Origin of the sequence: Glaciihabitans sp. INWT7 (assembly GCF_014217685.1) — a bacterium.
In the GTDB taxonomy this organism is placed as follows: Bacteria; Actinomycetota; Actinomycetes; order Actinomycetales; family Microbacteriaceae; genus Lacisediminihabitans.
This window is the reverse complement of sequence record NZ_CP043653.1, coordinates 742,581-761,495: the sequence shown is the minus strand read 5'-3', so window position 1 is coordinate 761,495 and position 18,915 is coordinate 742,581. Positions and strand designations below refer to the sequence as shown.

Genomic DNA, 18,915 nt, shown 5'->3' with positions numbered 1-18,915 from the left:
ACCGGTCGCAGGTTCTCGCGACTCGAATTCCACAGAATCCGGATGCCGGATCGAGCCGGGAGGAGCTGCGGGCTGAGGGGGCATCGGGGCCGCAACCAGTGCCGAGTCGAATCCTGGACCGAGCGCGGTGCGACTCACACTCGGTTCTTCGCCGGATTGCTGAGCGTGCCGATCCCCTCGATCGTGATGTCGATCGTCTGGCCGTCGAGGAACCCGCCGAGGCCGGCCGGTGTGCCGGTCATGATCACGTCGCCGGGAAGAAGAGTCCAGACATCCGAGACGTATTCGATGATCTCGGGGATCTTGTGCAGCATGTCCCTGGTGTTGCCGTTCCGGCGAGGCTCGCCATCCACGTAGGTCTGGATCTCGAGGTTCGACCAGTCCAGCTCGGTCTCGATCACCGGACCGAGCGGAGCGAAGGTGTCGTAGCCCTTCGCGCGGGCCCACTGTCCGTCGGCGAACATCTGATCGCGGGCGGAGATGTCGTTGCCGATGGTGTACCCGAAGATCACGTCCGCATAGTCCGCGGCCTTCACCCGCTTGGCGATCTTGCCGATCACGATCACGAGTTCGCCCTCGTGCACGATGCGCCCCTCGACGGGCGGCATCTGGATCGTGTCACCCGGTCCGACTACCGCGGTGTTCGGCTTGAGGAAGATGAGCGGCGCCTCGGGAGAGGCCGCGTCATTCTTGAGCTCATCGCGGTGGGCCGCGTAGTTGAGGCCGATGCAGACGACCTTCGAGCGAGGGATGACCGGGGCCAACAGCTTGACGTCGGACGCGGCGACGCGCTCCCCCGTTGTGCCGAATCCGCTGAACATGGGATCACCGGAGAGCACGACATAGTCGTCACCGTCGAGGACGCCGTAGCGGGGATCCCCGCCGTCGACCGAGAAGCGCGCGATTTTCACTGTGCAGCCGCATCCGAAGCCGTCGCCGAATCCTCGCTGTCGAGCCGCATCATCCACCCGTGCCGGTCTTCGACCGTGCCGTACTGGATGCCGGTGAGTTCCTCGCGGAGCGACAACGCGAGTTCCGTGCTCTCGTGCCTGATCTCGAATCCCTCGGACTTGAGCAGGCCGATCGGCGCGACGACTGCCGCCGTGCCGCAGGCGAAGGCCTCGACGATGTCGCCGGATGCCGCGCCCTCCCGCCACTCGTCGATGGTCACCCGCCGGCGCTCGACGGTGTGGCCGCGGTCCTCGGCCAGCTGCAGGATCGAGTCGCGCGTGATGCCCTCGAGGATGCTGTCGGACGCCGGGGTGAGCAACGTGCCGTCCTTCTTCACGAGCACGATGTTCATTCCACCGAGCTCTTCGAGGAACTTCTCCTCCTCCGAGTCGAGGAAGAGCACCTGGGCGCAGTCGTGCTCGTAGGCCTCTGCCTGGGCGATGAGCGACGAGGCGTAGTTGCCGCCGGTCTTCGCGGCACCCGTGCCACCCTTACCGGCGCGCGAATAGGTGGTCGAGAGCCAGATGGACACGGGAGCGAGACCGCCACTGAAGTAGGCCCCGGCCGGGCTCGCGATCACGTAGTAGTTGACCTTCTCTGCCGGGCGCACGCCGAGGAATGCCTCTTTGGCGAACATGAATGGCCGGAGGTAGAGGCTCGTGTCCGGCGCCGTCGGCACCCAGTCGCCGTCGGCCGCGATGAGTTCCCGCAGCGAGTCGAGGAAGTACTCGGTCGGCAGCTCGGGAAGGGCCAGGCGGCGAGCGGAGCGCTGCATGCGCGCCGCATTGGCCTCGGGCCGGAAACTCCAGATCGAGCCGTCGGCGTGGCGGTAGGCCTTCAGCCCCTCGAAGATCTCTTGCCCGTAATGCAGCACGGCCGCAGCGGGGTCGAGTTCGATCGGACCATAGGGCTGCACCCGCGGGCGGTGCCAGCCCCCGCGCGCAGACCAGCAGATGTCCACCATGTGGTCGGTGAAGTGCTTTCCGAACCCCGGATCGGAGAGGATCTCGGTGCGCTCGAGCTCGGCGAGCGCCTCGGGGTTGAGCCGACGGGTGAAGTTGAGTGTTGCCGGAGCGAGCAGGTTTTTCATGGAGTCCCTATTTCTGACGAACCAAAATTCTGGCAGGTCTTAAGTGTGCGGCAGTTGCGAGCGGATGGCGTCGCCGACCTGCGAGGTGCTGCGTGATGCCGCCCCGCGCGAGGCGAGATCGGCGGTGACCGCCGCGGTGACCTGCGCCGCGGCATCCGGCAGTCCCAGGTGATCGAGCAGGAGCGCGACCGACAGGATCGCCGCGGTCGGATCGGCCTTCTGCTGCCCGGCGATATCGGGAGCCGAGCCGTGCACCGGCTCGAACATCGACGGGTACGTGCCGTCGGGGTTGATGTTGCCCGAAGCGGCAAGTCCGATACCGCCACTGATCGCGGCCGCGAGGTCGGTGAGGATGTCGCCGAAGAGGTTGTCTGTGACGATCACGTCAAACCTAGCCGGGTCTGTCACCAGGAAGATCGTCGCGGCGTCCACGTGCAGGTAGTCCACGGTAACGCCCGGATACTCGGGCGCGACCCGGTCGACGGTGCGCTGCCACAGGCTGCCGGCGTGGGTGAGCACGTTGGTCTTGTGCACGAGCGTGAGCTTCTGGCGCGGTCGAGCGGATGCCGCGGCAAAGGCATAGCGCGCCAGGCGCTCGACGCCGAAGGCCGTGTTCACCGACACCTCGTTCGCCACCTCGTGCGGCGTACCGACGCGGATCGCACCCCCATTGCCCACGTAGGGCCCCTCGGTGCCCTCCCGCACCACGACGAAGTCGACGATGCCGGGATCGGCGAGCGGCGAGACGATGCCCGGCAGGAGACGGGTCGGTCGCAGGTTCACGTAGTGGTCGAGGGCGAAACGAAGACGGAGCAGCAGCCCACGCTCGATCAGGCCGCCGGCGAGACGCGGGTCCCGGGGATCCCCGCCAACGGCACCGAGCAGGATCGCGTCGTGAGTCTTGAGTTGATCGAGACCGGCATCGCTCAGAATCTCACCGGTGGCGAGGTAGTGCGCGGCACCGAATGGAAACGGCGTGGTGGTGAGCTCCACGTCCGCCGGGATCACGGCCTCGAGGACCTTCACCGCTTCACCGACCACCTCCGGACCGATTCCGTCACCGGGGATGAGGGCGAGGGCGATGCTGCGGGGCATGGGATGACTCCAGGGGAAGAGAGCTGGTGAACGAGGCGTTCCGGTTGATTCGGGCCCGTTCCCAGCGTACCGGCAGGAGATTATCGCAAATCTTACCCCCCTTTCAGGGGGCAGACGGCTACGATTGCAAGTGGACACTGGTGATGTGTGCCGCCTCTCGGCACACTTTCACCAATCAGGGCAGCACCGGAAGGACTCATCATGGGCATCGGTACAGGCATTTTCCTCTTCGTCGTCGGCGCGATCGTCGCATTCGCCATCAGCCTCACCGTTCCGGGGGTCGATCTGCACCTCATCGGATATCTCCTCATGGGAGCCGGCGTCGTCGTCTTCCTGATCTCGATCATCATGGTTTCGCGCAAGCGTTCTACGGTGTCGACCACTCGCACCGCGGTGGACCCGACGGGCAACGAGAAGATCACCAGCCAGGAGACTCGGGGCGACGTCATCTAGTCCCCCACACGAACCGACGCGCCCCCTTCCGATTCGGGTTCGGACGGGGGCGCGTCATCGTTCGCGGAGCTAGAGGTCGAGAACGAGATCCGGGGTGGTCGCCCGCGAGACGCACGGGTACATGATGCCGACGCGATCCTTCTCCTCGTCGTCGACGACAGAATCGAGGTGGTCGGGAAGCCCGCTCACCACTCGCACGTCGCAGGTGCCGCACACCCCTTTGCGGCAAGAACCGAGAACAGGAAGTCCGTTCTGTTCGAGGGCCTCGAGGATGCTCTGGCCTGCGGGCACGTCGAAGTTCTTCTTGCTCTTGCGGCAGCTCACCATCACCGGCTGGGGACCACCGATCGCCGCGCGCTCGACGGGCTGGAAGCGCTCGAGGTGCAGGCGTTCGCGCGGCACAGCCGCCGCGATCCGCACCATGAGGGCCTCGGGGCCGCAACAGTAGACATCCGTCTGCACAGTCTGCAAGAACTTCTCGAAGTTGAGCGCCGCGACGTTCTCGTCTGAGGCGTGCACCAGCACACGGCCGGGATAGCGGGCGACCAGCTCATCAGCGAAGGCCATCGACTTGCGGCTGCGACCGACGTAGACGAGGTGCCAGTCACGCCGCTGGGGAAGGGACTCGATCATGGCCTTGATGGGAGTGATACCGATTCCGCCGGCGATGAAGGTGTAGGAGTATGCCGGCTCCAGCTCGAAACGATTGAGCGGTGCGGTCACCTCCAGCTCCAGGCCGGGACGCGCATTGGCATGGATCCAGCTACTGCCCCCGAGCGAAGGTTGGGTCTGGAGCACCGCGATGTCGAAATGCGAGCGGTCTGCCGGATCCCCGCACAGCGAGTACTGGCGCTCGAGACCATTCGGGAGCGCGAGGGTGATGTGCGCCCCGGGGTGCCAGACCGGCAGCAGATCGGTGGTGGTCGGCACCAGCCGAAGACCGAGTACTTCGTCTGAGACGCGGAATGTCGCGGCCACCCGCATGGTCGTGCGGTCGAGAACGAGGGGTAGCGCGGCGGACCCTGTTGCGAGACCGTCACCCGAACGCACGGTCGTGTCCGACACCGTGGTGTCTGGGACACTTCGCACCGACGCGCTACCCCGGCTTGTAGTTGCCTTCGTGCCGGCCAGCACTCGAACGAGCACCGCAACGACCGAGAGACCGATGATGGAGATCGCCACGATGCGATACCAGAGGGCCGTGACATCCGTTCCCGTGAGGCCGGCATGGAACGACACCAACACGACGATCAGGTAGCTGGAATAGTGAATGGCCTTCCAGAACCGCCGCGGAAGCCAGCGCATGAGCAACGAGGAGCCCTGCACGGCCACGAGCAGATAGAACCCCAGGATGCCGATCGCGACGGGCAGGGCACGGTAGTCCGAGGAGAACGGCACGAGCACATTGGCGACGGAGAAGTGCAGCCATCCGTCGAGCATGAGCGTGACCATGTGGATCACCACCATCACGATCGCCGTGCCTCCGAGATAGCGGTGGAGGTCTTGCAGCCACGAGGGGTTGTCGACCTTTCGCAGGACCCGCGTGGAGAGCAGGGTGCCCCACACGACAGACAGCGTCATGAGAGCCCACGCGACGATCGCACTGGCCCGGGTGATGTACCACCACAGGTGGGGAGAGTTCATGCGTAGTCCTGCCAGTTCGGTGAGGCGTGAAGGGCTCCGTCGCGATCGATGACGCATCCGGCAGCCCCGACGGAGGGGAGCCACGACAGGTATTCCGGGGTGGGTCTGAGGAAGCCGGGTTTGGTCAGCGTCTCCGCGTACCAGCCGTAGGCGGCGATCACCGAAACGGTGTGCGCGTCACTCACCGCACTGGTGCCGGTGGTGGCATCCATCAGATGGTGCAGTTCGCCGTGTCCGGAACCCCAGCGACGTTTCAGCTGGCTCGAGGTCGCGATCGCCCCGGCGCCGAGCCGGATGATCGCCGCGTATTCGCCATCGACGTGAGGATCTTCGAGCCCGATGCGCCACCCCTGCGCCCCCGGGGCATCTCCGGCGACGACGACGTCACCGCCGATCTCGGCCATCACACCCCAGGCGCCGTCGGCGAGCGCGAGTTCGCAGACCAGGTCGGCGGTGAGTCCTTTGCCGATGCCGCCCGGGTCGAGTGTGGTGCCCCGCGGAAGAGAGATGGCGTCGCCCTCGATCACCATTCCGCCGATCTCGCCGGGCGCGCGGGCAGAGGCGGGCAGGGAGGTGGATCGCTCGGGATCGACGCGGGAGCTGACGTAGCCCGCTTCGAGCAGCTCTGGCAGGAGCGTGGGGTCGAAGTCCCCACCGGTTCGCGCGAATCCCGCGAGCATCGCGGTCGCGAGCCTCACCGTGAGCGGATCGACGTCAATCGGGGCGCCCTCGGCCCAATTGAGCCGGGTGATGTCGCTTGCCGGGAGGAACCGGCTCCAGAGCTGCTCACACCGGTGGGCGAGGGCGAAGCAGGAATCGAGCGTGGTCGACGCTCCGCCCACCACGGTGATCGTGCTGTGGCCTCCCATGTGCGGCTCGCGTCGCATCTTCGTCACCGGTTCTGTTCCGGTCATGTCGAAGACTGCTCGAACGGCATCCCCCGAGATCGAACGAGCCCCCACTCGATCAGCCCCCAGAACCGCCGGTGGACCCGTTCACGGGTGCGGGAGCGGGCGCCGGGGCAGGTGCGGGAGCCGGAGCCGGAGCAGGCGCTGCGGGAGCAGGAGCGGCGGCGACAGGTGCCGGGGCGGGCGCAGCCGCAGCTGCCTTCGCGGCGGCAGGAGCCGCAGCGGGAGCGGCGGCCGGTGCGGCCGCGGCCGGAGCCGCCGGGGCAGGCACTGCCGCGGCGGGAACCGGAGCGGTCGGATTCGTCGTGCCACCCGTTGCGGGAGACTGTGCCGGCGTGGTCGCAGACGGCGTAGTGCCGGACGCGGGGGTCGCGCCCGTGGACTCGGCGCCTTGCGCGTTCGCGGTGAGCTGGAGACCGGCAACGATGCCCACGAGCGCGACGATCGAGGCAGCCCCGGTGAAGGTACGTGCGCGCTGGGCGGGATGAATGGGACTAGTCATCCTGGTGTCCCGATCCGCCATCGTGAGAGTCATCGCCCTCGGGTTCGTGCGTGCGGGTGGGGCTGGGCGTCGGGGTCGTCGAGGATGACGGGCGGGTCTCGGACTCGTGGGTCTCCGACTCGTGGGTCTCGGCGGGAGGCGTCTGGCTCACGGGCCCGGGTTTCGTCACCGCATGAGCGGGTTCGGCGGGCTCGGCGGGCGCATCTCCGACTTCAGTCGCCGGAGTCGAGGTCGGCGCCGTGGCCGGCGTGGCACTGGGAGTCGGCGTGGGAATGAGTACAGAAGTCGCACCCGTGGGGGTCGAGGAGGAGACGAGCGAGAGCGTGCCGGAATTGACCGCCATCGCGGCTCCCGCGGTGCCGAGCACCGCGATGACCGTGAGGATCGTGATTGCGGGAGATTTCATGTCTTCAGACTAGGAATCGATCGCTACACGTTCGACCCGCGCAAATCCAAGAACTGTCAAAGATTGAACTACTCGACACGACATCCACGCCAGTTCCCCCGGTGGGGTCCAGAATTGGGCCATGCGGGTACTGGTGGTCGAGGACGATGCCGCCGTCGCGGGCGGGATCGTGGACGGCCTCAGCCTCGCCAACATCGAATCGCGCGTCGTCGCGACCGGCGCGGACTGTCTCGCAGAGCTCGGTGCCTTCGTCCCCGATCTGATCCTGCTCGATCTCGGCCTGCCCGACATGGACGGAACCGACGTGTGCCGCGCCATCCGACGCGACCACCTCACCCCGATCATCGTGGTGAGTGCGCGCAGCGACGAGATCGATCGGGTCGTGGTGCTCGAGATGGGAGCGGATGACTTCGTCGTCAAGCCCTTCGGCATGCGCGAGCTCGTCGCGCGGATGCGAGCGGTGCTTCGGCGCACGGGCGCAGCGGATACCGCAGCCCCGGCGCCCACATCCCAGACGAAGAACTTCGGTCCACTGTCGGTCGACCTCCGCGCACAGAAGGTGACGGTCGGGAGCGAGGAGGTCTACCTCACGCCGAAGGAATTCGAGCTTCTGGCCTACCTGTCCCAGGATCCGGGGGCGGTCTTCCGGCGATCCGAGATTCTGCACACGGTCTGGGACACCAACTGGTACGGCACCACCAAGACGCTCGACACGCACATCGCGTCCATCCGCAAGAAACTGGGCGATCCGCGCTGGATCGAGTCGGTGCGAGGAGTCGGTTTTCGGTGCGGCGTGCCGGCGTGAAGTGGCGCTTCACCGCGATCCTCATGATCGTCGCGCTCATCGTCGTGCTCGTTCAGGACATCCCCCTGAGCGCACAACTACGAGTGGTCGAGCGGGATCGCATCATCACCTCCCTCGAGCGGGACGCGTTCATCCTCGCCGGGCGAAGCGAGGAGTCCCTGGAGTCCGCGACCGACACCGACCATGCCGTCATCGCTGAGCTCGCACGACAGTATCGAGCGGCGGGAGGTTCCCGGGTCGTGATCGTCGATTCTTCGGGCACCGCCCTGGTCACCAGCGATGACGACAGCGCGTCGGTTGGCGCCTCCTACCTGTCGCGACCCGAGATCGCCACGGCGCTGACCGGTCAGATCGCGACGGGCGAGCGGTTCTCCGACACCCTCGACGAACAGCTTCTCTACGTGACGGTGCCAGTGCTCAGCGGCGCGAGGATCTTCGGTGCGGTGCGCCTGACCTATCCGGCCCAGGTCCTGACGGATACCCTCAACCAGCGGCTGCTCACCCTGTGGCTCGTCGCGCTGACGACCGTGCTCCTTGCCGGAATCGTGGGGCTCGTGCTCTCCACCACGATCACTCGCACCCTGGAGAAGCTCGAGGAGACGACCGGGCATCTGGCGGAAGGGCGGCTGCACGTGCGGGCGGATGACCGCACGGGCGCCCCCGAGCTCCGATCCCTCTCCCGCTCCTTCAATGTGATGGCGGAGCGGTTGGATGCGTTACTCGAACAGCAGCGCACCTTCGCCTCCAATGCATCCCACCAGCTGCGCACCCCGCTCACGGCCCTCCGGCTGCGCCTCGAGTCCGCGCGGGTTCTGATCGACACCGATCCCGCCGGTGCGGCCGACCGGATGCTGACGGCGGAAGCCGAAGCGGAACGGCTCGGCGAGATCATCGAGGGGCTGCTGCTGCTGAGTCGCACGGAATCCAGTTCCGCTCCCCTCGAGACCGTCGATCTCGCGGCGGTCGCCCGGGCGAGGGTGGACCACTGGCTGCCGCTCGCGCAGGAATCCGGAGTCGCGTTGGACTTCCGTGGGCCTCGGTCGGCCACGATCTCCGCGGTTGCGACGGCCGCCGACCAGATCATCGACAACTACCTCGACAACGCCCTGACGCACAGCCCCTCCGGCACCACGATCGTGGTGCAGACAGAGGAGAGTGACGGTTCGGTGGTGCTTCACGTGCTCGACCAGGGTCCGGGGATGCCGCCGGAAGAGCGCGCGCAGGCCTTCGAGCGGTTCTGGCGGGGACGACCCGACGGCGCGGGCAATGGTCTGGGTCTTGCGATTGTGGCTCAACTCGCCTCGGCGAGCGGAGCGACGGTGCACCTGGACGATCGACCGGGAGGCGGGCTCGACGCGAGCGTCCGATTCAGCGCGTCGAGTTGAGCGGCCGCTCGCTGAGCCGTTCGGCCACCCGGCCGTAGTGTCGCAACACCGCTTCGTTCTTCTCGCCGCGGGATGCCCGCTGCAGTGCCTCCCTGGCCGCCTGCCGCGCGCCCCGCCGTTCTTCGACATCCGCGAGGGCTGCGAAGATGCGCCGGTCGAACTCCTCGCTCTGCCGGCCGAGGAGTTGCCTCAGCTCGTCGACGGCGGCGTCGAGCTCGGATGCCCCCAGATGGCTGCGCGCAATGATGGATCCCAGGGTGACGACCGGAGCCGGCCAGACCCGAGTCAAGCCGAAATAGAGGGTCGAGATCGCGGCCCAGTCCGTCTGCTCCCACGTCTCGGCCGAGCTGTGCAATCCGGCGATGCCCGCCTGCAGGGCAAACCGTCCCCCGCCCGGGAGCGCCTGGGCGGCGAGGTCGAGCCCACGCCGGATGCGTTGCCGCCCCCACGCGGACCGGTCGACCTCCGCGAGGGTGAGCGGCATCCCATCGGCGGTGGTGCGCGCGACGCCGCGAGCCTCGCCGAGCTCGATCAACGCGAGCAGGCCGAGGGATTCGGAGTCTGCGGGGTACTCCGCGACGATCGAGCGGGCCAGCAGCAGGGCGAGCGCGGAGAGCCGGGGATCCATCAGCCCGCTTCCGGCCACGGCCGTGTGCCCGAGCGTGCAGACCCCGTAGATCGTGGTGAGTGCGACTCCGAGGCGCTGGCTGCGGTCTGCCGGGCTCGGCCAGGCGAATCTCTCACCCGAGCGGGCGATCGCCTGCTTCGCGCGGGTGAGCCGCGCCGCGATGGTGGCGGGGGAGGTGCCGAAGAAGTCGGCGATGTCGGCGGTCGGCACGCCGCAGACGATCCGCAGGGCGAGGGCGATCTGCTGCTCGGGCGACAGCAGTGGATCGCACGCAACGTAGACGAGGCCGAGCCGGTCGTCTTGCTCCTCGACCGCGTCCTCCCAAGTCTCCGGCTCGGCGAGCAGCGGCAGTTTCTGGCGGAAGACCGCCTCCCGACGCAGGATGTCGATCGCGACGTGCCGCGCCGTGGTGGTCACCCACGCACCGATGTTCTGGGTCCGTTCCCCCGCCGCTATGCGATCGGCCGCGCGGGCGAAGGCCTCCTGCGCGCTCTCCTCCGCGACATCCACACTCCCGGACGCGCGAAGAATGGCCCCGACGACACGGGGCCATTCTTCGGCGAAGGCCGTCTCGAGCGCGGAATCCATGCGTCCATTCTGGTGCGGCACCTCCGCCTGCCGTTCGGGTTACATGCCGGCCATGTCCCAGATGGGATGCAGCTCGAGCCTGTCACTGGTCGGGCAGAGTGCCGCGAGCTGTTTGGCCTGATCGAGCGTCTCGGTCTCGATCAGGTAGTAGCCACTGACGACCTCGGTGGTCTCGGCGAGGGGCCCGTTCGTGAAGACCGCGGGCTTCCCGTCTGTTGCCGGCACGATTCCGACCGCCGACGTCGGCCCCTGGAGGGCCTCTCCACCGAGGATCTTGGCTCCGGCTGCAGCGACCGCGGCGGAGAACGCCCCGTGCGCGCGACCGGCTTCTTCCAGGCCGCCCTCCGGAACGTTGTTCGGGTCCCAGGTCGGTTCGATGATGAGGATGAGGTATTTATCGGACATGATCGCTCCCTATGCGTTGGCGGACCGACCTCCGTGACGGCCGACCCTTTCCCCTACGACGAACGAGCCTCGCCGAAATCGAAACCGGTGGCGGATTCGTTGCTGGCACCATACTCCGGGTGCGGTGTTCGGGGTGGGCGGCGTTCGGGATGGGCTGCGTTCTGCGGGCGGCCTGTGCGGATCCGCTCGCTCGCGCTGCCGGAGAACCTAGTCGGTGATGTCGATCTCGCAGAGCAGGTCGGCCTGGATGGCGACGCGCACCGTCTCGAGCAGGCCGTCGGGAGCCGGGGAGTCGACGGTGAGCACGCTCAGCGCCTGGCCGCCCGCTTCGCGACGGCTGATCTGCATGCCCGCGATGTTGATGCCGGCCTCCCCAAATTCCTTGCCGTAGACGGCAACGATTCCCGGGCGGTCGGTGTAGACCATCACGATGAGATGTTGGGCGACCGGCACCTCGACGTCGTAGCCGTTGATCTCGACGATCTTCTGCGTCTGCTTCGGTCCGGTGAGGGTGCCCGACACGGAGACCTGGCTGCCGTCGCTGAGCGTGCCACGGATGGTCAGCAGGTTGCGGTATTCGTCGCTCACGCCATCCGTCGTCAGGCGCACGGTGATGCCACGCTGCTCGGCGAGCAGCGGTGCGTTGACGTAGCTCACGGATTCGCTCACCACATTGGTGAAGATGCCCTTGAGAGCGGCGAGCTTCAATACCTTCACGTCGAACTCGACGATCTCGCCACGGATCTCGACATCGACGGCAGTGATCGGACTCGAAGCGAGGCCCGCGAAGACCTGCCCGAGCTTCTCCATGAGCGGGATACCCGGGCGCACCGTCGGATCGATGACGCCACCGGCCACGTTGACGGCGTCGGGCACGAGTTCGCCCGAGAGGGCGAGCCGCACCGACTTCGCGACCGAGACCCCGGCCTTCTCCTGAGCCTCGTCGGTCGAGGCGCCGAGGTGGGGGGTGACGACGATGTTCGGCAGCGCGAGCAGCGGAGAACCCACCGGCGGCTCGTGCACGAAGACATCGAGGCCGGCCCCGGCGATCGTGCCGGTCGTGAGGGCACGATAGAGGGCATCCTCGTCGATGAGTCCGCCGCGGGCGACGTTGACGATGAACGCCGTATCTTTCATGAGGGCGAACTGGGCGTCGCCGATCATGCCGGTGGTCTCCGGCGTCTTGGGCATGTGGATGGTGACGAAGTCGCTCTGGGCGAGCAGTTCGTCGAGGCTGAGGAGGGTGACTCCGAGCTGCTGGGCCCGCGCGGCGGTGACGTAGGGGTCGTAGGCCACGATGTTGGTGCCGAAAGCCTGCATTCGCGCGGTGATGAGGGCGCCGATGCGGCCGAGCCCGATGATGCCGATGGTCTTCTCGAACAGCTCGACGCCGGTGTACTTGGAGCGCTTCCACTGGCCGTCGGCGAGAGCACCGTGGGCGGCCGGGATGTGCCTGGCGAGGCTCAGGATGTGGCCGACGGTGAGCTCCGCGGCGGAGATGATGTTCGAGGTCGGCGCATTGACGACCATGACACCCGCCTCCGTGGCCGCCTTGATGTCGACGTTGTCGAGTCCGACGCCCGCGCGGGCCACGACCTTCAGCTGCTTCGCGGCGGCGATCGCCTCGGCATCCACCTGGGTGGCGGAGCGGATGAGCACGGCGCTGGCCTCGGCGAGAGCGGCGAGCAGAGCCGGCCGGTCGGTGCCATCGACGGAACGCACGTCGAAGTCGGGGCCGAGGGCCTCGACGGTAGCGGGAGAGAGCTCTTCAGCGATCACAACGATCGGCTTTGCCACGAATCGGATCCTTCGGTTGGGAAAGGGGAGATGCCGCGTCGCGAGGGACGCTTCGGCCCTTGAACTTTATCCCACCGCCTGCGGCCCGCTCCGCCGTGTGACGCCGCGCGGCGAACCGACCAGAACCGCCGTCGCCTGCCTGCATAACTCCTGCAGCCCGCCGGCTGTGGGGGCAGAATCCCGGCGGAAGGGGCTCTGGCCGGGATTCTGCAGGAGTTATGCGAAGCCGACGGCTGGGACAATGGACGGATGACCGCCTTCGAGACCGTGCAGCTCGTGTTCCGCATCCTCCTGGCGATCGTCTTCGTGGGGATGGGCATCAACCACTTCCGCCCGGGACCGGCCCGAGGCATGGCGGCGATGATTCCGGAGTACTTCACCCGGGGCGGCCTGATCAGCGGGAAGACCCTCGTGCGGTTCACGGGCGTCTGCGAGATCGCGGGAGGGATCGGGTTGCTCGTGCCGGTGACGACATTTCTCGCCGGAATCATGCTCGTGGTGTTTCTCGTCGCGGTGTTCCCCGCGAATCACCTCGCCTCGGAGCATCCGGAGAAGTTCGGCGCGGCAGCCATTCCGTTCTGGCCGCGCTACATCGCCCAGCTGGTCCTCATCGCGATAATCCTGGTCTCGATCGTGACCGTTCCCCGCTAGCGGGAGGCCACCTCAGGCGAGGGCTTCCACCGACAGGGTCGTCGCGGCCACGAGGGTGAGCCCGATCACGAAGAGCAGCACCTTGAGCAACACGGACTTGCGTCGCCCGATGATGAAGGCGATGGCGAACACCACCGGCGCCAGCAGCACGTCGATGACAAGCCATCCCCAGGGGATCGGCACCGGGTCGAGCTTCACGACGGCACGCGCCTCGTTGTAGAGGTTGATCTGCGACGTCACGCCCACGACGTTCGAGATCGCCTCGAAGAGGTCGTAGACGTAGAAGAGTCCGAACAGGATCGCGATACTGAGGCTGAGCCACCCGATGCGCGCGCGGCCCGATGTGGCGGCCGGACGCGGGGCGGCATCCGGTTCCGGGGCCGGCGACACGGGGTCTACGGGGGTCGGGTCGGTCATCAGGCTCCCAGTCCGAGAATGAAGGGCCACGGCGCGAGCAGCACCACTCCGAGCAGGAGCAAGAGGATGCGCACCCCGGACCGGCGATCGCGGGCCAGCACGAGCACGCCGACGAACCAGGCCGCCGGTGCCAGGACGGCGAGCACCTGGCCGAGCCGGTACATGAAGACGAAGAACAGGCCGGTGGATGGCACGGTGCTGCGCTGCACGCCGATGATCCAACCCACGGTGAAAAGAAGGAAGATTCCGCCGAACACGCCAAGCGTCACGAGCAGAGCCGAACTCGTTCCCGGTTCGCCGGGCGAGGTGCCGTCTCCGGGTTCGTCGACGACGGGAGCGTCGACATGGGTCGGGTCGGTCTCATCGCCCCAACTGAGGCCTGCGTCATCCGGTTCTGTCGCCATGGGCTCAGCGATTCAGTCGCAGCTGGATGACCTCGACGAGGTGCGGGAACAGGGGATGATCCGGCTCGACGCCGGTGATCGCCACCGCGAGTTCGTCGGCCGGGAGGCCGCTGGAGAGCAGCTCTTGCAGTTGCACGCTCTCTTCGTCTGCCGGCACATCGAAGCGCAGAGCGGCGCCGACGGCATTGAGCAGGTCCCAGGCGGGCATCCCGCGTTCGGCGAGCTCGGCCGCTGGCCCGATGAATCGTTCATTGCGACTCAGCTTGCGCATGGGGTTTCGGCCGACCCGCTCGCAGGTGTCGGGAAGGTGCGGGTTGGAGATCCGCACGAGGGTCTTCTCGATGTACGCCTGCTGCTCGTCGGCGTCGAATTCGTGCTTGACCACCATGAGCGCCTTGGTCTCGGCGAGCGCAGCCCGCACCTCGGCCTGCAGCTCCGGAGTGGCGAGCGCCTCGCGGATGGACACCCAGCCGCGATCGATGCCGTGATAGGCGGCGGCGGCGTGCGCGGTGTTCACGGTGAACAGCTTGCGTTCGATATAGGGCGCGAGGTCGTCCACCCAGGTGATGCCATAGATCTCGGGAGTCGAGCCGGTACCGTCGCGGCCGAGGAACGGCGTGCGGTCGACGACCCACTCGAAGAACGATTCGATCGTGACATCCAGCCCGCCGTCCTGCTCCGGCACGATGCGGTCGATCGCGCAGTTGGCGAAGACGGCGTTGTGGGCCGGTGCGTGCTTGCGCACGTGCTCGGCAAGGATGTCGGTGCCACCCAGCGCGTTCTCGCAGGCGATGACCGTGAGTTTGGGCGCATCCCTGTGGCGTGAATCGAGTCCCTTGGCGATCACCGGGGCGATGAACTGCAGGATTCGTGCACCGACGGCCGTGGTCACCACGTCGGCCGAAGCGATGGCGGCGACGACATCAGCCTCATGCGTGCGACTGTTGATGGCTCGGAAGTTGTCGACGACGCTCGACTTCGAGTTCTCCCCTACCTCGTGCACGTGGTAGCTGTCTGCGGCCTGCAGCTCCGCGATGATGTCGTCGTTGACGTCGGCGAAGATCACTTCGTAACCGCTCGCGTGGAGGAACTGGGCGACGAAACCGCGGCCGATGTTGCCGGCTCCGAAATGGACAGCGGTCTTGTTGCTCATGTCTAGCGATTGTACCGGGGTGTCTACCGCCGTGGCGTTGTCATATACCTGTCACATTCGTGCGGTTTACTGAGTAGACAATGGATCTCATCGACGTGCAGGAGATCCGGGTGCCTGCGACCCGGTCGGATATCTCCGTGGGGCCGAGCGAGAAGATCCTCGCCGGCGGAACCTGGCTCTTCTCCGTTCTGGAGACCGGTCTCACCGGCCTCATCGACATCACCCGCCTCGGCTGGCCGCCGGTGACCCGCACCGACTCCGCCCTCGTGATCGCGGCGACCTGCACGGTCGCGGAGCTCTCCCGGCTGACCCCGCCAGCCCTGCGCACCGACCCGGTGCGTGCCGGTCGCGGGCTGGAGTCGCACTCCGATCCGCTCGCGCTGTTCTGGCAGTGCGCGAATTCCTTTCTCGCCTCGTTCAAGATCTGGAATGTCGCGACGGTCGGCGGCAACATCGCCCTCGCCCTTCCCGCCGGCCCGATGATCTCTCTCGCCGCGAGCCTCGACGCTGAGGCGGTGATCTGGATGCCCGGGGGCGGTGAGCGCCGGATGCCCGTCGCCGAGCTCGTCACCGGTGTCATGAAGACCGCGCTCATGCCCGGCGAGGTGCTGCGCGAGGTCGTCATCCCCCTCACCTCGCTCGAGTCGCGCACCGGATTCCGTCGTATCGCGCTCAACGACCTCGGCCGCACCGGGACGCTCGTGATCGCGAGGCGCACCGCGACCGGGGAAACGGTGTTCACCGTGACCGGGGGCACCTCGCATCCCGTGCAGCTGAGGTTCGCCCAGCCGCCGACCGCGGCTCTGCTGCGCGACGGCGTGAGCGCGATCGACTGCTGGTATGACGACGCGCACGGGTCATCGGACTGGAGGCGCGCCATGAGCGGGCGATTCGCGGAGCAGCTGCGGCAGGAGTTGGCATGAAGTTCTCGGTGAACGGCTCCCCGGTCGAGGCGACCCCGGCTGCCGGGCAGGTGTTGCGCACTGTGCTGCGCGACCTGGATGAGTTCGATGTGAAGAAGGGCTGCGACAGCGGCGACTGCGGTGCCTGCACGGTGCTTCTCGACGGCGACCCGATCCACTCGTGCCTCTACCCGGCCCACCGCCTCGAGGGGGCCGAGATCACGACGGTTGCGGGTCTCGGGACCGCGGAGCATCCGCATCCCCTGCAACAGTCCTTCGTCGATGCCGCGGGATTCCAGTGCGGATTCTGCACCGCCGGCATGATCGTGACGGCGTCGACCTTCGATGAGGAAGACCTCGACGACCTTCCGCGCCTGCTCAAGGGCAACATCTGCCGCTGCACCGGCTACCGGTCGATCCGGGATGCCATCTGCGGCACCTCGAATACCCAGACCCCTGCCCCTGGCCAGGCCGCCGGGCAGTCGGTGCGAGCTCCGGCCGGGATGCGCATCGCCACCGGTGAGGAGCAATTCACCCTCGACTTCCGCACCACCGGGCTGCTGCATCTCGCGGTGCTGAAGAGTCCGCACGCCCATGCGCGCATCCTCTCCATCGACACCTCCCGCGCGCTCGCCGCCGAAGGCGTGCACGCCGTCCTCACCCACCGCGACTCCCCCACGACGCTGTTCTCGACCGGACGTCACGAGATGCGCACCGACGATCCGGATGACACCCTGGTGCTCGATCCGGTGCTGCGGTTCATCGGACAGCGGGTCGCCGCCGTCGTCGCAGACACGGTCGCGATCGCCCAGCGCGCGCTCGCTCTCATCGAGGTGGAGTACGAGGTGCTTGCCGGCGTCTTCGATCCGGAGCTCGCGCGCCAACCCGGCGCCCCCCTGCTGCACGCGGAGAAGGGGGCAGAGCAGCGCGTGTCGGCTCCCGAACGGAACGTGCTCGCCCAGATGCACGGGGAGATGGGCGACGTCGATGCGGCGATCGCCGCAGCGGATGCGGTCGCCACCGGCACCTGGCGCACGCAACGGGTGAACCACGCCGCCCTCGAGACCCACGCGACGCGCGGCTGGCTCGACTCCGACGGGCGGCTGGTGCTGCGCACCTCCTCCCAGGTCCCCTACCTGGTGCGGGACGAGCTCTGCCACATCTTCGACCTGTCGCCCGACCGACTGCGTGTGTTCACCGCCCGGGTGGGCGGCGGCTTCGGCGGCAAGCAGGAGCTCTTCACCGAGGATCTCGTGACCCTCGCAGTGCTGCACACCGGGCGGCCGGTGCAATACGAGTTCACTCGGGAGGACGAGTTCACGCTTGCTGCTCCGCGGCATCCGATGCGCGTGTCGGTGACGCTCGCGGCGACCGCCGACGGCACCCTCACCGCCATGGCGATCGACGAACTCATGGACACCGGCGCCTACGGCAATCACGGCATCGGCGTGATGTTCCACAGCGTCCACGAGTCGATCAGTGTGTATCGCTGCGCGAACAAGCGGGTGGACGCCGAGTCGGTCTACACGAACAACCTGCCCTCAGGAGCCTTCCGCGGCTACGGCCTCGGCCAGGTGATCTTCGCCATCGAATCGGCGATGGACGAGCTCGCGCGCACCCTCGGCATTGATCCGTTCGAGCTTCGTCGACGCAATGTCGTCGTGCCGGGAGACGACATGGTTGTCGTCGAGCCGCACGCCGAAACCGACCTCATCTACGGCTCGTACGGGCTGGACCAGTGCCTCGACCTGGTGCAGGGGGCACTCGCCGTCCCACCGCCCCATGCCGATCCCGGCTGGGCCATCGGCTCGGGGATGGCCCTCGCAATGATCGCGTCCCTCCCTCCCCGTGGACACTATGCGGATGCCACGGTCACCCTGCTTCGCTCCGGCGACATCGAGATCGGGGTGGGGACCGTCGAGTTCGGCAACGGCACCACCACCGTGCACGCGCAGCTGGTGGCATCCGCCCTCGGCACGACCGTCGATCGGGTGCGCATCCGCCAGTCGGACACGGACGTCGTGGCCTACGACACCGGGGCCTTCGGGTCTGCCGGGGTGGTCGTCGCCGGCAAGGCCCTGCTCGCCGCCGCATCGGCGCTTCAGCAGCTCATGCTCGAGCGGGCATATTCGATGACCTCGCTCTCCGAGGGAGTCGTCGAGCACGGCGGCGTTCGTTTCGAAGAGCACGTCGTGTCAGCCTCAGAGCTCCTCGCGGAGGGTGCCCTCACGGCCACCGGGCGTCACGATGGCACTCCTCGGTCGGTGGCGTTCAACGTGCACGGCTTCCGTGTCGCGGTGAATCCGGCCACCGGTGAGGTACGCATCCTGCAGTCCGTGCAGGCGGCGGACGCCGGCACGGTGCTCAACCCCGAGCAGCTGCGCGGTCAGATCGAGGGAGCAACAGCCCAGGCCATCGGCACAGCGCTCTACGAAGAGATGCGTCTCGATGGCGCCGGGCGAGTCACGACCACAGCGTTCCGCAATTATCACGTGCCGCGCTTCGCGGACATCCCCGACACCGAGGTGTTCTTCGCCGAGACCTTCGATGCACTCGGGCCGCTCGGAGCGAAATCGATGAGCGAAGCGCCATATAACCCGGTTGCGCCGGCGCTGGCCAACGCGATCCGGGATGCCCTCGGCGTGCGGCCGCACGAACTGCCGATGTCGCGCGAACGGCTCTGGCGGCTGGCGGGGTCGCTGCCGGTCGAGTAGCGAGACTCGCCGCACAG

The 18,915-nt window shown here is 67.4% G+C and carries 19 protein-coding genes; 6 read left to right on the top strand and 13 right to left on the bottom strand.

Annotated features, from left to right (window positions below; genetic code table 11):
* Positions 1 to 134: 134 nt before the first annotated feature.
* The 3 genes from F1C58_RS03740 to F1C58_RS03730 are packed head-to-tail and all read right to left on the bottom strand — an operon-like array spanning position 135 to position 3,136.
* A complete protein-coding gene (locus F1C58_RS03740; RefSeq protein ID WP_185202714.1) occupies positions 135 to 911 on the bottom strand; it encodes a fumarylacetoacetate hydrolase family protein in 777 nt (258 codons plus the stop codon).
* Entirely contained in the window at positions 908 to 2,041 is a 1,134-nt protein-coding gene (locus tag F1C58_RS03735) for a branched-chain amino acid aminotransferase (protein WP_185202712.1), read from the bottom strand. The genes F1C58_RS03740 and F1C58_RS03735 overlap by 4 nt, the downstream gene beginning before the upstream one ends.
* 39 nt (positions 2,042 to 2,080) lie before the next feature.
* Positions 2,081 to 3,136, bottom strand: a complete 1,056-nt coding sequence (locus F1C58_RS03730; protein ID WP_185202710.1) for a 3-isopropylmalate dehydrogenase — start codon at positions 3,134 to 3,136, stop codon at positions 2,081 to 2,083.
* 201 nt (positions 3,137 to 3,337) lie between these two features.
* Between F1C58_RS03730 and F1C58_RS03725 the strand changes: the two genes are divergently transcribed.
* Positions 3,338 to 3,589: a DUF6458 family protein gene (locus F1C58_RS03725; RefSeq protein ID WP_185202709.1), complete on the top strand. Its 252-nt coding sequence runs from the start codon at positions 3,338 to 3,340 to the stop codon at positions 3,587 to 3,589.
* Positions 3,590 to 3,658: 69 nt separating this feature from the next.
* On the opposite strand, the gene F1C58_RS03720 is transcribed toward F1C58_RS03725, so the two are convergent.
* Genes F1C58_RS03720 through F1C58_RS03705 form a run of 4 tightly spaced genes read right to left on the bottom strand, consistent with a single transcriptional unit; the run spans position 3,659 to position 7,049 of the window.
* Positions 3,659 to 5,233, bottom strand: a complete 1,575-nt coding sequence (locus F1C58_RS03720) for a 2Fe-2S iron-sulfur cluster-binding protein (RefSeq protein WP_185202707.1) — start codon at positions 5,231 to 5,233, stop codon at positions 3,659 to 3,661.
* Entirely contained in the window at positions 5,230 to 6,147 is a 918-nt protein-coding gene (locus tag F1C58_RS03715) for an FAD:protein FMN transferase (protein WP_185202705.1), read from the bottom strand. The genes F1C58_RS03720 and F1C58_RS03715 overlap by 4 nt, the downstream gene beginning before the upstream one ends.
* Positions 6,148 to 6,199: 52 nt before the next feature.
* Entirely contained in the window at positions 6,200 to 6,643 is a 444-nt protein-coding gene (locus tag F1C58_RS03710; protein WP_185202703.1) for a hypothetical protein, read from the bottom strand.
* Complete coding sequence (locus tag F1C58_RS03705; protein ID WP_185202702.1) at positions 6,636 to 7,049, bottom strand: hypothetical protein; 414 nt, start codon at positions 7,047 to 7,049, stop codon at positions 6,636 to 6,638. Before F1C58_RS03705 ends, F1C58_RS03710 begins: the two co-directional genes overlap by 8 nt.
* A 121-nt stretch (positions 7,050 to 7,170) precedes the next feature.
* On the opposite strand from F1C58_RS03705, the gene F1C58_RS03700 reads away from it, so the two are divergent.
* Entirely contained in the window at positions 7,171 to 7,854 is a 684-nt protein-coding gene (locus F1C58_RS03700; RefSeq protein WP_185202700.1) for a response regulator transcription factor, read from the top strand.
* Positions 7,836 to 9,239, top strand: coding sequence for an ATP-binding protein (locus tag F1C58_RS03695; RefSeq protein WP_255461245.1), 1,404 nt, complete (start codon positions 7,836 to 7,838; stop codon positions 9,237 to 9,239). The genes F1C58_RS03700 and F1C58_RS03695 overlap by 19 nt, the downstream gene beginning before the upstream one ends.
* On the opposite strand, the gene F1C58_RS03690 is transcribed toward F1C58_RS03695, so the two are convergent.
* The 3 genes from F1C58_RS03690 to serA all read right to left on the bottom strand — a co-directional run bounded on the left by F1C58_RS03690 (position 9,223) and on the right by serA (position 12,657).
* Entirely contained in the window at positions 9,223 to 10,455 is a 1,233-nt protein-coding gene (locus F1C58_RS03690) for an RNA polymerase sigma factor (RefSeq protein ID WP_185202698.1), read from the bottom strand. The two genes, F1C58_RS03695 and F1C58_RS03690, sit on opposite strands and share 17 nt — an antisense overlap.
* 39 nt (positions 10,456 to 10,494) lie before the next feature.
* A complete protein-coding gene (locus F1C58_RS03685; RefSeq protein ID WP_185202696.1) occupies positions 10,495 to 10,860 on the bottom strand; it encodes a YciI family protein in 366 nt (121 codons plus the stop codon).
* 207 nt (positions 10,861 to 11,067) lie between these two features.
* The gene (gene serA, locus F1C58_RS03680) at positions 11,068 to 12,657 is read right to left on the bottom strand and encodes a phosphoglycerate dehydrogenase (RefSeq protein WP_185202694.1); all 1,590 of its coding nucleotides are present in this window, start codon (positions 12,655 to 12,657) and stop codon (positions 11,068 to 11,070) included.
* A gap of 249 nt (positions 12,658 to 12,906) precedes the next feature.
* Here serA and F1C58_RS03675 point away from each other — a divergent pair, with 249 nt between their 5' ends.
* Positions 12,907 to 13,308: a DoxX family membrane protein gene (locus F1C58_RS03675; RefSeq protein WP_185202692.1), complete on the top strand. Its 402-nt coding sequence runs from the start codon at positions 12,907 to 12,909 to the stop codon at positions 13,306 to 13,308.
* 12 nt (positions 13,309 to 13,320) lie between these two features.
* On the opposite strand, the gene F1C58_RS03670 is transcribed toward F1C58_RS03675, so the two are convergent.
* The 3 genes from F1C58_RS03670 to F1C58_RS03660 are packed head-to-tail and all read right to left on the bottom strand — an operon-like array spanning position 13,321 to position 15,282.
* Positions 13,321 to 13,725: a hypothetical protein gene (locus tag F1C58_RS03670; RefSeq protein WP_185202690.1), complete on the bottom strand. Its 405-nt coding sequence runs from the start codon at positions 13,723 to 13,725 to the stop codon at positions 13,321 to 13,323.
* Complete coding sequence (locus F1C58_RS03665; protein WP_185202688.1) at positions 13,725 to 14,129, bottom strand: hypothetical protein; 405 nt, start codon at positions 14,127 to 14,129, stop codon at positions 13,725 to 13,727. The genes F1C58_RS03670 and F1C58_RS03665 overlap by 1 nt, the downstream gene beginning before the upstream one ends.
* Before the next feature lie 4 nt (positions 14,130 to 14,133).
* Positions 14,134 to 15,282, bottom strand: a complete 1,149-nt coding sequence (locus F1C58_RS03660) for a mannitol-1-phosphate 5-dehydrogenase (RefSeq protein ID WP_185202686.1) — start codon at positions 15,280 to 15,282, stop codon at positions 14,134 to 14,136.
* Between the two features lie 80 nt (positions 15,283 to 15,362).
* Between F1C58_RS03660 and F1C58_RS03655 the strand changes: the two genes are divergently transcribed.
* Positions 15,363 to 16,205, top strand: a complete 843-nt coding sequence (locus F1C58_RS03655) for a xanthine dehydrogenase family protein subunit M (RefSeq protein WP_185202684.1) — start codon at positions 15,363 to 15,365, stop codon at positions 16,203 to 16,205.
* A complete protein-coding gene (locus F1C58_RS03650; RefSeq protein ID WP_185202683.1) occupies positions 16,202 to 18,898 on the top strand; it encodes a molybdopterin cofactor-binding domain-containing protein in 2,697 nt (898 codons plus the stop codon). Before F1C58_RS03655 ends, F1C58_RS03650 begins: the two co-directional genes overlap by 4 nt.
* The last annotated feature ends 17 nt before the right edge of the window (positions 18,899 to 18,915 follow it).

Coding starts and splice junctions, on each gene's coding strand:
- F1C58_RS03735 (WP_185202712.1), bottom strand. CDS start 2,041: ATGAAAAACCTGCTCGCTCCGGCAACACTCAACTTCACCCGTCGGCTC.
- F1C58_RS03730 (WP_185202710.1), bottom strand. CDS start 3,136: ATGCCCCGCAGCATCGCCCTCGCCCTCATCCCCGGTGACGGAATCGGT.
- F1C58_RS03725 (WP_185202709.1), top strand. CDS start 3,338: ATGGGCATCGGTACAGGCATTTTCCTCTTCGTCGTCGGCGCGATCGTC.
- F1C58_RS03720 (WP_185202707.1), bottom strand. CDS start 5,233: ATGAACTCTCCCCACCTGTGGTGGTACATCACCCGGGCCAGTGCGATC.
- F1C58_RS03715 (WP_185202705.1), bottom strand. CDS start 6,147: ATGACCGGAACAGAACCGGTGACGAAGATGCGACGCGAGCCGCACATG.
- F1C58_RS03710 (WP_185202703.1), bottom strand. CDS start 6,643: ATGACTAGTCCCATTCATCCCGCCCAGCGCGCACGTACCTTCACCGGG.
- F1C58_RS03705 (WP_185202702.1), bottom strand. CDS start 7,049: ATGAAATCTCCCGCAATCACGATCCTCACGGTCATCGCGGTGCTCGGC.
- F1C58_RS03700 (WP_185202700.1), top strand. CDS start 7,171: ATGCGGGTACTGGTGGTCGAGGACGATGCCGCCGTCGCGGGCGGGATC.
- F1C58_RS03690 (WP_185202698.1), bottom strand. CDS start 10,455: ATGGATTCCGCGCTCGAGACGGCCTTCGCCGAAGAATGGCCCCGTGTC.
- F1C58_RS03685 (WP_185202696.1), bottom strand. CDS start 10,860: ATGTCCGATAAATACCTCATCCTCATCATCGAACCGACCTGGGACCCG.
- F1C58_RS03675 (WP_185202692.1), top strand. CDS start 12,907: ATGACCGCCTTCGAGACCGTGCAGCTCGTGTTCCGCATCCTCCTGGCG.
- F1C58_RS03670 (WP_185202690.1), bottom strand. CDS start 13,725: ATGACCGACCCGACCCCCGTAGACCCCGTGTCGCCGGCCCCGGAACCG.
- F1C58_RS03665 (WP_185202688.1), bottom strand. CDS start 14,129: ATGGCGACAGAACCGGATGACGCAGGCCTCAGTTGGGGCGATGAGACC.
- F1C58_RS03660 (WP_185202686.1), bottom strand. CDS start 15,282: ATGAGCAACAAGACCGCTGTCCATTTCGGAGCCGGCAACATCGGCCGC.
- F1C58_RS03655 (WP_185202684.1), top strand. CDS start 15,363: ATGGATCTCATCGACGTGCAGGAGATCCGGGTGCCTGCGACCCGGTCG.
- F1C58_RS03650 (WP_185202683.1), top strand. CDS start 16,202: ATGAAGTTCTCGGTGAACGGCTCCCCGGTCGAGGCGACCCCGGCTGCC.